This is a genomic window from Desulfosporosinus paludis, from assembly GCF_045689965.1.
GTDB classification, from domain to species: Bacteria; Bacillota; Desulfitobacteriia; order Desulfitobacteriales; family Desulfitobacteriaceae; genus Desulfosporosinus; species Desulfosporosinus paludis.
Genome location: NZ_CP144211.1, coordinates 1,114,839 through 1,129,871 on the forward strand (window position 1 = coordinate 1,114,839; position 15,033 = coordinate 1,129,871).

Here is a 15,033-nt window from a genome sequence, read left to right on the forward strand (position 1 = left end):
AAACCTCTCGATTTACACGGCTCGTACCAGCCTTTCTCTTGAAGCCTTACGGCTGCAAGACGACGCAGAAAGTTGAACGCTCCTCCCGATTTCTCGGTTGGCCAGAACTTCCTTTGAGCTGATACATCCCCTTTGCTCTACTCTCATTACAAGAGCTTCATCACTACTACGGGATGTTCCGCCCCCTTCATGTGCATCGGTACTTTCCCCCTTCGTGGTCTACACTTATAGAGTTTTCCCTTAACATCACATGAAGAGTTCCCAAGTTCCGTATCCGCGCCTAGATTAGATTCACGCCCCTTATACACCGGACACCACATGGCCAGTAAATAGGTTACTTCCATGCTAATCCCGAAGAAGCAGTCAGTCTTCGGTTTTGATGTCATCCTACCTAGCTTTCGATGCTTAATCAGGGGTTCACTTTCATTCGTCTCTCTAATCCATACATGCCGAGATCATTCTCGGCTTTTGACCGTAACGTTCACCACCGCAGCCTTTCGGTCTGAAGCAGCATACGGCTGTTTGAAACCAATTCCTATAAACCGGTTTCGAAGGATCTACCTTCATCACGGATACAGCATCGTGTTCTTCGAACACGTTCTTGGCACAAGACTACTAGCTAGGCTTTATCGAGGCGTTTATTTCAAACCCCATGTTCTTCTTGACCTTGCAATGCACAACCGGTGGATACATTTGGTTTAATAGTAATAAAAAAAGAACTCTGGTGGAAACTTCTGATAGTTATCTACACCTTCCCTCTACGGTGTCTTGTCAGTAACTTCACCCCCACCAGCTAAAAGAAGTATAGAATATCCCAATCCAAATAACGCCGAGTCCCCTGCTCCATATATATTTGAACCTATAACAGTAACTGCTGAAATAGAGCCTGTAATTAGTAAGATTATCCCAAAGGCTTTTCAACCTTTATTTACGGTTGCGTACTTTGTTTGGGGTGGTAAGTTTACCGCCCAAATAAAGGCCAAGATCATATTGATGCTCTTGCCGCTCTTGTAGATCATTCAACATTTCTGAAGGATGGTTTCTTTTCATTTTTGGTATTCCTTCTCCTCCAATTTAAAAGACTGTACCCTAGCTTACTTCGCTATATTAAATATTTCTACCAACAGACTTGGCAGGAGATACCTATTTCATTCTCCATTCTACACATTTCGGAATATTCCTCTTATATTAGCAAATTTTACATGCAAACAGCCAAAGCGCATAACGCTCCGGCAGTCGCCATTTCAACACCCTAGGTTCATTTATTTGGAACCGACATTGATGAATGGCTTGATCAGTTTCGTTAGAAGTGGGTACTACTCTTTCGCAAGCTATATTAGTCAATAATAGCAAAACTTCTCAATAAGGAGAATAAAAATCCGCATGATACTAAGGTGATGATCAATTTCATTTTTTAAACATCTCTTTCTTTAACATCTTACAGGTGGTAATCACAGTTAGCCAGAGCGCGGTTGATGTTCTGGCAAGACAAATTACATAAATCAATAAGCTTTGGTTAAAGCAAGAACAAGATTATTGGCCTTTAAACTACCTATCCCAGTTACTAAATCGTATCCTGCCTGTGCAGGGTAACCGTTGCTTCCTTGTATGATATCATGATAATTTGTTGTATATCCCACACTTCCTGTCGTTCCTGCTAAATTATAAAGATCCGTTATGGTATTAATGCCAGTTAATGGTGAAGTTCGCCCTTGGTTAGCAAGTGCTATCATCGCTGCCCAAACCGGAGCTGAAAAACTTGTACCACCGACTTCAAACCATCCTGATTGACCGTTATAAGTTGTGCAATCGTAGACAGCCACGCCCGTATTGGGGTCCGCATTTAAGGCAACATCTGGAACTCCACGGTGTGTGCCAACAATGCTGGACCAATTACTTTGATAACTAGGCATAAACGTGTAAGTACTTAATCCACCACCAGATCCAGACCAACCAATTTCACTGAGGTAATTGTTGTTGGAATCAAGCGTTAAAGTCGTTCCGCCAACTGCTAATACGTTAGGGGAAGCAGCCGGCCATTCCACTCCTGACCCTTTGTCACCGGAAGATGCAACATAAACTATACCAGAGTGTTGAAAGTGAGACTCATAACTGGCTTCTGAAGAGAATTCGCTTCCTCCCCAACTATTTGAGATAACTTGAGCCCCCTGGGAAGTTGCATAATCAATAGCATTAAGTAAATCAGAAGTAGAAGCAGACTTAGCAACCACCAATAGTAATTTAGCGTTAGGTGCGATAGCATGTGCCCACTCTACGTCGAGAGACGTTTCAAGGGCCCAACCAGCATTAGTTTGAGTTTTTCCTTTAGGGTAAGCTATTGTAAGGTTTGCCGAAGGAAGGCCGAACTGTTTACAAAAAACATTTAAATCATTGGTAATATTAGGACTACCATACGCATCAATGATGGCAATTGTTTGTCCGATACCCGTTGTAGTTAATTGGTTAAGGCCATATGCAGTTTTTATTTGCCTTAATTATCTATTTTCTAGCAACTATTGCGTAACAGGCCACTTCAGACCTCTCACGGTAGTAATCTGTTCAACAGTTTCAAATATCCGTTTTCGTGGATTTGTAACAATTAAGTGTGTCGAAAACCAATCTTGTCCATACCCCACGAATTGAACCCCCTCAAATACGGCACATAAAAAGTCAAACTGAATCGTTTCTTCTATTTCTCGTTGTTGCCATCCACAAAGAGGAAATCCGTATGCTCCCCTATTTTTTATTGTTTCATTAAGTAGAAAATTAATAAAATAGTTATTCAACAATATGTCATAGATATCTATTACGTGTTGGGTAGTATTGACGAGCTCAAAAACTCGATAATCTCTGTGCTCAGGAATATCCCATGATGAATTACGACGCAAAATGATATCAACAGTCGGATCAATTTTGCGGTTCTTCTTTAAATTGCAAAAACAATTCATTGCATCTTCAGAAGGCTCATTAAAATATATAGCAACGGGCTGCTTTTGATCACCAAGAAGCATTCTCACATCCCTGCAGGCACTGGCCAATGTCCTAATTGTTGTCAGGCTGATTACCTCAAATTGAGATAATCCCGAAGGGATTGTAAGTTCAGCACGTTGATGTTTACCATAAGTATGATAAAAGAACCCGAAGATGACTTGTGCTATACTGTTAATCGAGAGAAAATTTTCAAAATCGATACTACTATAATCCAGTCCAATAAAACTGGCGATGTCTGTTGACAGTTCGAGATTATTGCACCCGTAATTCCATACGTATCCATCTGGTTCAACTTTTGGCCGAGGTTCCAGGAAAGCCATTCCAAACCCTCTCTTTCAGTTATTATCGTAATGTTTTGTGTGTTGACCAAGAATAATTCTGACTGTTGGTAAAATGAATACAATAGCTACATAATAAACGAGCATTATTGGAACCCAGTATTTCCATAGTGCTACATTCTGGTAATACTTGTTAACAAGCATGGAACTATTTGCAAATATGACCGCTCCCTCTACATTTGCCCAAGAGCCTGGAATCCAAAATGGAAATTGCGATACAACCAAATTTCTACTCAGGGCTGTAGGTAAATATATTTCTATCTGAGGAACATATCTGTAAATCACAAATACCTCAGTTAATTGAATACAAATCCCAATTGCGAGAGACAAAACCACACTATTAAAGGTAATCCTTAACCCTAATCCGATTAACGACCAAAAAATTAAAAATATCATCATTGCGAGAAATATTTCACTGGAGTGGTAGACTATACTAATATCTATATTACCCCTAAAAGAGACTATAATCAGTTCCATACATAACAGTAACAGAAGAGATAAAATTAAGGCTATAAGATTAAGTAGAACAAGCCTACAGATCGCTTTTACCAGCGAAAGCGCGCTTCCACCTTCTTTATTAATAGGTACCACTGCCCCTCCCACACAGGACAGAATTCCGCTAATTAAAAGCATCAAGTTTTCGCCAACCAAAGCGAAGAAACGAGGAGATAGCCAATAAAAAGCCATATAGGCGTTCACACCGCGATTAATGACTATGTTAGCTGCATGCATATTGACAGTGAACATGATTCCAGATAATAAAATGAAAGTAGTTACGTATAAGCAATTAAATAGTCCTAGTTTCAGAATCAGCTTTCTCATCTCATTTTATTCTCCCTTAGTATGGCAAGAGGAACCTCTTGCCATACTTATACACTTTGCCCTGTAGTTTACTTTACTACTAGTTAGTCACAACACACTGATCACTGATTGAGTCATAATTAATCGTGAGCCCAGTGTCAGTCCATGCAGTTCCGACAAGTGACACCTTGTGTGTACCGGCCGTAGCGAATTGGTGCTGAGTGGCATTACCATAAGTCGGCTTGAACCATTGCCAGACGTTACTATTGTCAGTTACAACTTCACCGTCGTCAAACGTAATATAAAGCCTTACAGACGCAATTGGACCAATAAATGAACTAACACCATAATCAGCCTCCATTGTTAAAGGAAGTCTTGGCGCCATATTATATGCACCTAGCGTTGATTGACCAGATAATGTATCTTGGGGTGTTACTGAACCTTTCTTTTGATTGGCAGAATCCACGGGTACTTTTGTCGTGTGCCCTGGCCCTTTGACCGGAACCTTTGTCGTAGCGTTCTGAGCATACGCCATTGATATTGGAGTAATACTGAGAACAGCAAACATTACACTAGCTATTGCCAACGCTCGTACTTTTAGCGATTTCATAACAAACATCCTCCTCTAAAATATAATAGCCTTTCAGAATCGACAATTAAGCTTGATCAAGACTTTGCTTGAACCATCAATATTCAATTTCCCCCTTAAGAGGTTCTGAGTGGATATGAAAACAAAACAAATTCTTCTCCTTTCCTTAAAATCTCCCTTCACAACTATCCCCAGTAGGTGTAGTATAAAAATACCTACTATTTTGTGTAGGGGCGAACGCCTTCAGATCATTTGTTACTTTGTCGGTATTGATGATCTGAGGGCATCTTTATTTAAATGGCCGTAGCCATATAAATACAATCAACATAGCACTAAAATTGACTTAACTTACAAAACCGTTTAATTTTCTTACCAATATAAGACTATCACTCATTTATGGCTTTGTCCCCCGTGTTTCCAAATAATATGCCACCGTGATTTACGCTAATTAACTACATTCTTCGACGTTTTATGTTAAATACGCAAATGTGAAGGACTTAACAATTGCTAAGTCCTTCACATTTGTGATGATTAAGTAAGTTTCTTTAAAAACATTTATCTTTAAGAAATGTTGAAACTATTTTTCTTTACTGACATCTGCCCATTTTAAAACAGCCTCAAATCGCTTACGTACTCCTAATTTGGGAAGGATATTGCTAACGTGAAATTCCACAGTTCGCACTTTGATACCTAAAAACTCTGCAATTTCTTTATTGCGAAAACCTTTTGATATCAATTCCAATACTTCTAATTCTTTGACGGTCAATATTTCCTCAAGTACTTCAGGGGTCTTAAAATCGCTATCTCCATTAATAAATAAGCCTAAACTTTGTGAAAAATATGTCCCCTCATTAAAAGCTTTAAAGATTGCATCAATCATTTCCTCTACTGAACAATTTTTGAGCAAAAAACCATTAGCGCCTTTTTTTTATTGATTCTGTAACGTAACCTTTGGGATCTTGTCCCGTAAGCATAAGAATCTTCATTGCAGGTTGAACCATCTTCATTTTTTCTATGATATTAACTCCACAGATATCAGGAAGATTAATATCAAGCATCACGACATCAACTTCTGTTTCGTTTATAAATCTCATACATTCTATTCCATTTTTCGCAATACCTACCGCCAAAATACTAGGTTCAACACGTAATAAAGAAACTGTTCCTTCTGAAAAAAGCGTATGATCATCAACGACTAAGACCTTTATTTTTTTTGATTCTGTTTTATTTATCATTCCCATCGATCCTCGCTATTCAGAGAACTTTTTATTTCATGACCCGACATCAATTAATTTTTATTAAGAACTTGGGATAATTGCCTTTAGCATTGTGCCGCGCCCAATTGATGAACTTATTTGAAGATTACCTCCCAAGCTTTCTAATCGTTCTTTCATTCCTGCTATTCCATAATGAACACCTGTCGTCAGCCAATCATCTATTTTGCTTGTATCAAAGCCTTGACCGGAATCTTTTACTATTAGCTCAATTTTAGATTCTTTCATTTCAAGATGGACCTTTAACTCATTTGAATTCGAATGTTTCACAGCATTTGATATACCTTCCTGTAAAAAACGATACGCTGCTATTTCTACTTCTTCATCAAAACGGTCTTCTCGATTAATACCGACTATTTCTAACGAGATTAGTATTGGCTCATTAAGCATTATTTCCTCACACATCAATTCAGTAGCGGACAGTAATCCTAAATCACTTAGGGTAGGAGGACGTAACCCTTTGCATATTAAACGGAGTTCCATACTTAGCCCTTCTACCAGCTCTCGCATATACAAAACGTCTTCTACCATTTCCTCTTTTGCAGAGACTTCTTTCGTAAGTTTCTTCAAGCGTCGATCCAAATCCAACACAAATTGTAAAGGGCCATCATGAATCTCACGGGCTATTGACTTTCGCTCTCTTTCAAAATTTCTAAACAATATGGCAGTAATACCATGTAATCCCTGAGCTTTTCGTTGTAATTCAAATGATTGATTGGCCAAGTCTTTGATTTCATTTGACAGTTCTTTTGTAATAAGTGCAGATGTCAACCGTTGCGCTAATTGGCTGAAAATTAACGTAATAAACGCTAGATCTTCCTTCTTAAATTTTATCTTAGAATAGCGATGACCTAAAAATATCGCACAAATATAATTATCTAGGATGACGGGAATATAGACTTCAGCTTGCGAATTATCTGAAAGCATTTTTGCCTCTAAGTTAATTTTTTGTTCGGTCCGAAAATATTCTTGTAATTTATATCGTTCATTAATATTTTCCGTAAACATGCCTACACTCTTATTAAAATTTCCACCTTTATCATCCTCTATGATAATAAAGGCGCCCTGAATCTTTAAGCTATTTACAAACTCTTCTAATATACTTTCTTCTTCATGAATAGAAATCAATCTTTCATTTAGGTCAAGAATTCGTTTCTTAAAAACATGCTTTTCTTCTGGGAATAAATATGTATTTATTATCTTTTTTATCGTAATTCGAAGAAACGTTATATAAACCATAAAGGCTAATGTTAGGGGTAAAACAGCAAGAAACTTTTCTATATTCAAATTACTAAACACATTTACAAAAAAGAGTATAAATGTAACAACAATGCTAGTAATTACTCCTTCAATCAAAAAAATTAGCGTATATTCCAAGAGTTGATGACAGTCCAATAAATATTTATTAACAATGACATAAGATAAAGTAATCGGAAATGAAGAAACAAATAAATAACTGATCTCGGTGTTAACAATGGGTTGAGTATTTAATATAACCGGAACAGCTGTTAAAATAATAAACGGTAAAAAAGCTAGAGCTATACCTAATAGCACAATATTTGCTTGGTTTTTTTCTGGTGTATCATTTGATGTCTTTATCGATAACCATAGATTCCCCAACACTAAAAGAGTTCCTACCAACAAATTTAATAGTATTAATTTCTTTAGCGAACTGTTAATGTGTAGGATACCCACTGATTGTAATACCGTAAGAGCTATTATTAATACGCTCGTAAAAGCTAATATATTGCGACCAACCCAATTGATCCGGTTTCTATTATCGCTCGGAAATACCGAAAATAAATCTACAAGGGCCAATGGTACCAGGGACATGATAATGGACTCCAACTCTCTAGCAAATATCAGTACTCGACTCGAAGCCGGCGTTAAGATGATAGCTAAACCGATAAACCAATTAGACCAAAATAAAGCACGTGCTTGAATCATGTAAGGCCTTTTTAACCATGTGAAATATCCAAAAAACATAAAGACCAGTCCTAAAATGGCCATAGGTATTTCGCTGAATACCATCAATTTACTAGGGCGTTTTGGGATTTTAATGATATAATCCGTTGATTCAGTGCTTTTTTGAAATTCTATTACTGAAGCACCTTCGGCCTCACCCCATTTTTGGACGAAGTGATAATCTCCTGTTTCTTGATTATTAATTCTTAATATGATATCACCAACACGGACTCCTAGCTTGTACCCTTCACCATAAGGATCACTGTCAGCAACAATCCATTTCCCATTATGATTTTTAAGATCAAGTCCGACGTATGGGTGATTAATAATTGCTACAAAATACATGATTGTCAATAAAACAAAGGCGACACTAGCAATGTTATATGCCTGCCGCCTAATTATTTTCTTCAACAAGTTTGATCAACTTCTCCTTGTGTTTTTCAGAAACTAACATTGTTTGAATAATTTCCATTGCCTTTTCCCGGAACATTTCATACATCACTCTACAATAATGTGTCACCCCTTCATCCATTGCTAGTTGTTTTAGATAGTCTTGTTCTTCTTTACCAAAACCTTGTAACCCGTTGACTTGTACATGAGTTAATTTGTTAAATTGTTCAGCTGTATTACCTTTCAGAACGTTCAAAAGGTAAACATACGGCAAAGTTTTTTTATGATTAACAAAATCCTTTTTCTTCTCGAAGCTTAAGAAGTCATTTAGGTCATTTCTAATTTGGCCCATGATGCCCAGATAGTTTCCAAAACTGCCTAATTGAAGTACCAGTTCTTCCGACGCTCCACCTAAAGTTCCGCCTAATTTGCACGCACATGACGTTAGACTTCCTGACTTTTTCTCAACAAGTTTAAAATATTGGTCAAGAGTAACTTGCTCAGAGTTGTCTAAGAGAACCTCTTGAAATTGCCCATCACTAGCCGTTATCCACATATGACTAAGCATTTGGCTAACTTCCTTATAAAGTCTGTTATCCGTATCATCAGATAACATAGAAAGAGCCCTGTAGCTCAGCATACTTAAACAGATTGCTAGATTCAAAGCATTAGCAGTTGGAATTTGACGCCATGGCAGATTATCATTATCCTGATCTTGAATATCATCAAAAATATCTGCTGCCAGAGCAGCTAATTCCATAGCAACGGCGCCTGGCAGCAAGACTTCATTCACTCCACTTACACACTCACAACCTAATATAGTCAGGTGTGCCCATTTAAATGGTTCACCGTTCTTGACTTCGGCATTTAACGAGGATTGGATTAAGTGCATCATTTCAGGGCTGAGATACGCTCTGTTCAGTATGTCGTTTAGTATGGATGTGATTTCATAATCGAGATGATGCGTCATCTTCGTTATTCCCACATGCCCTCTGGGATTATGCCAATGGTTACAGCATCTCCAGTTGCTTCATATTTGGAAAAAACTCTTTGGATTACGGAAAATTCATTAGGTAATATTCTTGCTGAGGATACCCCCTGCTCATACGCTGCCACAATATGGTTATTTTTAACTAAACCGTGGACCATTTCCGCAATTAATTCGTAGTTCAATATTAAAACACCCTTTCACTTTTTATGTATTACTACATTTGACACCATTTTTCAAATCCCTGCATTGTCATCAGTTTTCAGTATTTTCTCTTTCAAACGTTAAATCACCCATTTATTAGTCATCTTAACAGCCTGATCATAATTTTTCTCGACCAATAGCCTTTATCTGACAATACCCTATAGGAACTCTAATTATAATAAATACATGTTACGACGATATCCTTCGTAATCTCAATCTTATTTTCTAACAACAAATGTAGTGAATTAACTTTAGAATAAAGTTCGTATTATTTTCATGCTATCATAGATTTACTAATTAGTCGCCTGTAATTTTCGACAATTCAATCACCGTAATTTCAATCAAATAATCTTATTTTTCGCCATGATATATCATATTTCAACATTCACACCTACCAATCAAAAATCCTCCTTCTTTCAATTCTACATATCTGAACCTGTCGCATGGCGACAATGATATATTACCTATACTACTATACAATGTAAACTAAGACAGGCGAAATGTACCCATGAACGTAGCTAGACAACATTGCGCCCGTTTTTAATTCAATTCCGAATATTCCTAAGCCTGCAACCCGCACCACAGGCGGATTTATAGTGTCCGTTTTCTTAAACTAATGACGGTCTCAACGTGCTCTGTCCACGGAAACATATACCCTAAAAAACAACAATCAAGTAACGCCAACGTACCTGGAGTGCACAAAAAAAGAACCATCAGCAGGACAACAAAAATAGCGGGAAGGATACCCTTAAAGAATTTCCTTCTCGCCATATGCCATATTGTTCATTTGCCAATTAAACTATACCGGCTATACCAGCCTGCTTTTCATACCGGCCCAGGTCTTAGCCTGGAGGAAGCAGTCTTTAGAGTTCACTTCCATTTTAACATAATCCTCATAGGGAATCGTAAAAGCAAAAATATCCGCTCCGAATATCGGCCTGGCCCATACATCCACAATCCCTACCATTGCTTTGGGATTTTCCTTGCCTGATTCATTTAAAGGCAGCTGCACAACTGAACTGCAGCCTGCGACCATTGGAGCAGTCACATCATCGTAGGTACCTTTCTCAAATTGAAAGAGCGTGATCAATCCCGAGAGCTGGTCGGGATTTGCCAGGAAAATTACCAGCTTAGGCTTTTCATCCTTCTTGAGCTGTTCAAGGGGCCTAAAGAGCAGATATTTTGCCTCGATCAGCTCATTAGGAAGGCTTTCACGAAATGCCTTGGCAATTTCCGGAGTCAACTTCAGTCTTTCACCGGGAGGATAGCCCTGGCCTCTGCCGCAGGAGAGAAAATACTCAATTCCGCCCGGCATATCGACATGAGCCGCAAATCCCAAGCCGCCTTTCATGCCCGGACAACCGTGCGATTCGCCGCTAAAGTACACAGCCTTCCCTTCAAAAGCCGCCTTGAGACCGTACAGGGTACATACTCCTCCCATTTCGGACGGGACAAATTCTACCGCCTCTTCAGGTACCGAATCAGTAATTACCACTGCAACAGGGGAATTCTTAAGCTTTAATTCCTGGCAAATATTCATTTCCAACATTATCCCAACTTTTACCTTTATTACGGATTACTTATTATAATAAAACCATAAAAGGCCTAGTGATTTACGTCAATAGTTTTTTGAAAAATTCTTGAAATTAAATTTAAAGTTATAGCAGAAGCTGCCCAACCCAAACGGCCCCTTTCATTCTCTGCCGGTGCCGCCGAGCGGCACGGGGGGCGACTGTATAAAAAAGAGCGTCATTGGAACGCTCTGAAGTGCCGCTCTTTGGGGATTCCAAAATCACTGATCTCACCGGGCAATGAAGAGGCCGGATTCCTTTGTCACATAGATATACCCCTCACCTTCGATCAGGCGATCCAATAATCTTTAAAGCGGCTGATGCGCTCCGGGGTCATAAACGCTGCCAGGCGCGGGCTGCCCGCCGACATGATGTAGTCGATAATCTGCGTCGGCATACTGCTCCTTCAGGTAGTTTGTTTCGTCATAATGCATCAGTATCAGCACCTCATTTGAGTAGATGGCAATAAAATTTCCATCGTTTGTCTATCCTTGGCCTGACATTTAGTCCATGAATTATTAACAACAGGGTTTCCAGTATTTATAAAGCTAATCCAAGCCGGATGCCCAGCAGCGGATAGGCTATCAAAAAATTATTTATACAGCCAAACCTGAAAACCGATGCCATATTTTTTTACCTCCGATCGAGCGAACTGGGTATCAGCGATCATATCTTGAAATTCTTTTTGCGAATAGGCACCGTTTCGTAAGAATGTTTGGAAGGAAAATTTCACAAAAAAGCGGTCAAATCCTTTCATGTCCGGGTAATTTTGCATTTCCTGTTCGATGTCCTCTGGCGTGTTTTCACGATTCATGTCTAGGACGAGGGCAATGCCGCCGGGTTTTAGAACCCGGTACATCTCTTCCAGAGCTTTTAAAGGCTTGCTGAAGTTTTTGAAAGCGGCTGAACAAACAACGAAGTCAAATTTACCCTCCGGCAACGGCAAATCAGAAGCGTTGCCTTGTTTAAACTCCACGCTTACGCCCTCCGCTTGGGCGTTTTTCTTTTCGATTGCGACGAAATCTTCGCTCAGTTCAACACCCGTCACGGCAAACCCGCGCTTGGCAAGCTCGATTGCCAGAAACCCCGGCCCGGGCGCCACTTCCAGCACCTGAGCCCCCCTTGCCGTGGCCTCGCTGACGAGATCGGCATACCTTTTCATTTCTAATCTTCTTGATGCACGGGTATTCTTGTCGTACCATTTGGCCTTAAAGCCTGTGAGCGGAATGTCCCTCTTCTTTCTGGCATTTCTCATAAACGACATCCTGATTGCCTCCCATTCTTCTTTGCTGACAAAATTTTGCTTGTTCTTTTGAGTACCGCTTGTTCATGTCCTGCGCTCTTTTAGATTTAGCGTTTGACTCTCACGGCTGTCTATGATAAGTTAATAGCGTCAATTTAACTAACGCCGTTAGTTTGACTAACAGCGTTAGTATAGCGTCTAACACCGTTAGTGTCAAGGTATTTTTTTGCAAAAAAAATTTAGGAGGTCATCATGGGCATCTCGAAGGAGCAAATTATACAGACTTCTATCGCCATTTTAAATAAGTCAGGACTAGAGAACCTGACGATGCGCACCCTCGCCAAGGAACTGGATATCAAAGCCGCATCCCTGTATTGGCACATAAAAAACAAGCAGGATCTTTTGGATCTGCTTGCCGAGGAAATCTGCAGGCCAATTACAATTGAGGACAGTTCGGGGGACACTGAGAAAGCTCTTTTTTCATTTTGTCAAATGTACCGGGAAGCCCTGCTCCAAGTACGCAACGCTGTCCAAGTACTTATGGAATCCACACCCAATACGCCCCACCGGCTGGAACTGATCCAACACGGGCTCAGGCTAATTCAAGCCTGGGGCGTAAGCGATGCCAATTGCCTGGCGGCAATGAATATGTTCAACAACTATGTCCTCGCCTTTGCAGACGACGAAGCGCGCTTCAGCCGCTGGGGTGTCGAAGAGGCCAAGGCAGTCGTGCGCCATATGGGAATGGAGTTCAGGGACTTTGACGAGCAGTTCCGCTATGGCATCAGCGTACTGCTTGCGGGATTCCGTGCGGTTCAGTGAATAGTGCCTTAATCATCGCATTCACCTCGCACTGCTTATGTCTGTTTCCGTAACATGGTATCCGTTCAAAGCTAATGCGGTTGCCTGTACTCCTATACCCTGAGGTCACGGATTATTAATCAAAAGCATTCGGTCGTTATCCAGGTCATTTTTCCCCTGTTGGGAAAAGAGCTCCATCAGACCGGCAACCGTCATTTCAGACCGTTCCTGTCCGGAAATGTCGAGAATAATTTTCCCGCTGTCCATCATGATGGTCCGTGACCCGGTCTTCAGGGCGGACTGGATGTTGTGGGTAATCATCATGGTTGTGATAGTCTCCTGGCTGACGATATCATTCGTGATTTGCATAATCTTTTCGGACGACGAAGGATCTAGGGCAGCCGTGTGCTCGTCGAGTAATAAAAGGCGCGGCTTGGCGATGGTGGCCATGAGCAGGGACAACGCCTGACGCTGACCGCCGGAAAGCAGGCCGACTTTGCTCTTCAGGCGGTTTTCCAGTCCCATTTCCAACTGGGCAAGTCTTTCCCGGAAAACCGCCGCATCCTGGCGGCGCACCCCCAGACGCAGTCCGTTTCTTCGTTTGCGGTTATAGGCCAGCGCCAGATTTTCTTCAATGGTCATATCCGGGGCCGTACCTTTGACAGGATTCTGGAACAAACGACCGATTAAAGAAGCCCGTTTGTGCTCAGCCAAATAGGTGATGTTGTCCTCCTGCAGCAAAATTTTGCCCCGTTCTAGCCAGAAACTGCCGCCAATAGCATTGAACAGCGTGGACTTGCCGGCACCGTTGGAACCGATGACTGTGACAAATTCACCTTCGGCCAGCGACAAATTTACATTATCCAGGGCGACATGCTCGTTGGGCGTTCCCGGTAAAAAGGTTTTGCGCGCGTTGATCATCTCAAGCATCCTGCTGCACCTTCTTTCGCAAGCTTTTGAGCTGCAGACGCTTTTTGGCGACGGGTACGGACAAGGCAATAACGACAATGACCGCCGAGACAAGCCTGAGCATGTAGGCGGGGAAAATCGTCGATTGCAGCGCGGCAGCAATGATGAACCGGTAAAGCAGGGAGCCGAAGATCGCGGAAAACAGTCCCAATGTCAAAGAACGTTTGCCGAAAATAGCTTCCCCGATAATGGCCGAAGCCAGACCGACCACCATAATACCGATGCCCGAGCTGATGTCGGCATAGCCCTGATACTGAGCCAGCACCGCCCCGGACAGGCCGACGCAGGCGTTGGATAAAGCCAGGGCGATGATTTTCATGGCGTTGATATTAATCGAAGACGCCGTGACCATGTCTTCATTATTGCCCGTAGCGCGAATACAGAGCCCCAGATGGGTCTTAAAAAACCAGATCAGGATCGCCGTGCAGACAAAACAGACCAGGAGGGGAATCAGGGTCTTGAGCAGTTCCTTGTCGGGCGACAGCCAGGCCAACCGGTTAAAAATAGTGGCGCTGCCGATCAAAGACAGGTTGGAGCGGCTGCCGAGGATATAAAGATTAAGGCTGTACAAACCGCTCATGGTCAGGATTCCCGCAAGTATCGGGTGGATTTCCAATTTGGTCTGCAGAAGTCCTGTAATGGCACCGGCCGACGCGCCGGCCACAATCCCCAGCAGGATACCCAGAACAGGGGATCCTGCCACCGTCATGACAGCCGAGACCGACAGTCCCAGCGTGAAACTGCCGTCAGCGGTCAAATCGGGAATATTCAGTATGCGGAAGGAGATATAGATGCCCAGCGCCAGCAGCCCGTAAATTAAGCCAAGCTGAGCCGAACCGATGATTAAGGTCATAAATCCTGCCTCCTGGAAGCATAAAGTAATCATTAATCCTGTCAGCCAGAGAACCC

At 41.3% G+C, this 15,033-nt stretch carries 15 protein-coding genes; 1 reads left to right on the forward strand and 14 read right to left on the reverse strand.

The genetic code is table 11. The annotated features are described in order from the left end of the window. Nucleotides 1–924: 924 nt before the first annotated feature. From VZF35_RS05650 to VZF35_RS05705, 12 genes are all read right to left on the reverse strand, one after another. Nucleotides 925–1,050 carry a hypothetical protein gene (locus VZF35_RS05650; protein ID WP_407311789.1) on the reverse strand — a complete coding sequence of 42 codons (126 nt, stop codon included), beginning with the start codon at nt 1,048–1,050 and terminating at the stop codon, nt 925–927. Nucleotides 1,051–1,502: 452 nt separating this feature from the next. Beyond that, a complete protein-coding gene (locus VZF35_RS05655) occupies nt 1,503–2,486 on the reverse strand; it encodes a S8 family serine peptidase (protein ID WP_407314476.1) in 984 nt (327 codons plus the stop codon). Nucleotides 2,487–2,513: 27 nt separating this feature from the next. Then, nucleotides 2,514–3,311, reverse strand: a complete 798-nt coding sequence (locus VZF35_RS05660) for a hypothetical protein (protein WP_407311791.1) — start codon at nt 3,309–3,311, stop codon at nt 2,514–2,516. Nucleotides 3,312–3,326: 15 nt separating this feature from the next. After that, complete coding sequence (locus tag VZF35_RS05665; RefSeq protein ID WP_407311793.1) at nt 3,327–4,151, reverse strand: hypothetical protein; 825 nt, start codon at nt 4,149–4,151, stop codon at nt 3,327–3,329. Between the two features lie 79 nt (nt 4,152–4,230). Further along, the gene (locus tag VZF35_RS05670; protein ID WP_407311795.1) at nt 4,231–4,716 is read right to left on the reverse strand and encodes a hypothetical protein; all 486 of its coding nucleotides are present in this window, start codon (nt 4,714–4,716) and stop codon (nt 4,231–4,233) included. Nucleotides 4,717–5,296: 580 nt separating this feature from the next. Then, complete coding sequence (locus tag VZF35_RS05675; RefSeq protein WP_407311797.1) at nt 5,297–5,599, reverse strand: response regulator transcription factor; 303 nt, start codon at nt 5,597–5,599, stop codon at nt 5,297–5,299. Nucleotides 5,600–5,633: 34 nt separating this feature from the next. Further along, a complete protein-coding gene (locus VZF35_RS05680) occupies nt 5,634–5,954 on the reverse strand; it encodes a response regulator transcription factor (protein WP_407311799.1) in 321 nt (106 codons plus the stop codon). Between the two features lie 63 nt (nt 5,955–6,017). Continuing rightward, entirely contained in the window at nt 6,018–8,369 is a 2,352-nt protein-coding gene (locus VZF35_RS05685; protein ID WP_407311801.1) for an ATP-binding protein, read from the reverse strand. After that, nucleotides 8,353–9,318 carry a polyprenyl synthetase family protein gene (locus VZF35_RS05690; protein WP_407314478.1) on the reverse strand — a complete coding sequence of 322 codons (966 nt, stop codon included), beginning with the start codon at nt 9,316–9,318 and terminating at the stop codon, nt 8,353–8,355. Before VZF35_RS05690 ends, VZF35_RS05685 begins: the two co-directional genes overlap by 17 nt. Before the next feature lie 5 nt (nt 9,319–9,323). Further along, on the reverse strand, nt 9,324–9,521 hold the full coding sequence (locus tag VZF35_RS05695; protein WP_407311802.1) for a hypothetical protein: 198 nt from the start codon (nt 9,519–9,521) through the stop codon (nt 9,324–9,326). A gap of 827 nt (nt 9,522–10,348) precedes the next feature. Beyond that, the gene (locus VZF35_RS05700) at nt 10,349–11,089 is read right to left on the reverse strand and encodes a DUF169 domain-containing protein (protein WP_407311804.1); all 741 of its coding nucleotides are present in this window, start codon (nt 11,087–11,089) and stop codon (nt 10,349–10,351) included. Nucleotides 11,090–11,703: 614 nt separating this feature from the next. Beyond that, a complete protein-coding gene (locus VZF35_RS05705) occupies nt 11,704–12,375 on the reverse strand; it encodes a class I SAM-dependent methyltransferase (protein ID WP_407311806.1) in 672 nt (223 codons plus the stop codon). Nucleotides 12,376–12,606: 231 nt separating this feature from the next. Between VZF35_RS05705 and VZF35_RS05710 the strand changes: the two genes are divergently transcribed. After that, on the forward strand, nt 12,607–13,176 hold the full coding sequence (locus VZF35_RS05710; RefSeq protein ID WP_407311808.1) for a TetR/AcrR family transcriptional regulator C-terminal domain-containing protein: 570 nt from the start codon (nt 12,607–12,609) through the stop codon (nt 13,174–13,176). A gap of 105 nt (nt 13,177–13,281) precedes the next feature. Here the strand turns inward: VZF35_RS05710 and VZF35_RS05715 are convergent, their stop codons facing one another. After that, the gene (locus VZF35_RS05715) at nt 13,282–14,085 is read right to left on the reverse strand and encodes an ABC transporter ATP-binding protein (RefSeq protein ID WP_407311810.1); all 804 of its coding nucleotides are present in this window, start codon (nt 14,083–14,085) and stop codon (nt 13,282–13,284) included. After that, nucleotides 14,078–14,977 carry an ABC transporter permease gene (locus VZF35_RS05720; RefSeq protein WP_407311812.1) on the reverse strand — a complete coding sequence of 300 codons (900 nt, stop codon included), beginning with the start codon at nt 14,975–14,977 and terminating at the stop codon, nt 14,078–14,080. The genes VZF35_RS05715 and VZF35_RS05720 overlap by 8 nt, the downstream gene beginning before the upstream one ends. Nucleotides 14,978–15,033: the final 56 nt, after the last annotated feature.

What these genes read in the sequence shown, in the direction of transcription:
- VZF35_RS05660 (WP_407311791.1), bottom strand. Translation starts at nt 3,311, where the DNA reads ATGGCTTTCCTGGAACCTCGGCCAAAAGTTGAACCAGATGGATACGTA.
- VZF35_RS05700 (WP_407311804.1), bottom strand. Translation starts at nt 11,089, where the DNA reads ATGTTGGAAATGAATATTTGCCAGGAATTAAAGCTTAAGAATTCCCCT.
- VZF35_RS05715 (WP_407311810.1), bottom strand. Translation starts at nt 14,085, where the DNA reads ATGCTTGAGATGATCAACGCGCGCAAAACCTTTTTACCGGGAACGCCC.
- VZF35_RS05675 (WP_407311797.1), bottom strand. Translation starts at nt 5,599, where the DNA reads ATGATTGATGCAATCTTTAAAGCTTTTAATGAGGGGACATATTTTTCA.
- VZF35_RS05705 (WP_407311806.1), bottom strand. Translation starts at nt 12,375, where the DNA reads ATGTCGTTTATGAGAAATGCCAGAAAGAAGAGGGACATTCCGCTCACA.
- VZF35_RS05680 (WP_407311799.1), bottom strand. Translation starts at nt 5,954, where the DNA reads ATGATAAATAAAACAGAATCAAAAAAAATAAAGGTCTTAGTCGTTGAT.
- VZF35_RS05720 (WP_407311812.1), bottom strand. Translation starts at nt 14,977, where the DNA reads ATGACCTTAATCATCGGTTCGGCTCAGCTTGGCTTAATTTACGGGCTG.
- VZF35_RS05650 (WP_407311789.1), bottom strand. Translation starts at nt 1,050, where the DNA reads ATGAAAAGAAACCATCCTTCAGAAATGTTGAATGATCTACAAGAGCGG.
- VZF35_RS05690 (WP_407314478.1), bottom strand. Translation starts at nt 9,318, where the DNA reads ATGACGCATCATCTCGATTATGAAATCACATCCATACTAAACGACATA.
- VZF35_RS05710 (WP_407311808.1), top strand. Translation starts at nt 12,607, where the DNA reads ATGGGCATCTCGAAGGAGCAAATTATACAGACTTCTATCGCCATTTTA.
- VZF35_RS05665 (WP_407311793.1), bottom strand. Translation starts at nt 4,151, where the DNA reads ATGAGAAAGCTGATTCTGAAACTAGGACTATTTAATTGCTTATACGTA.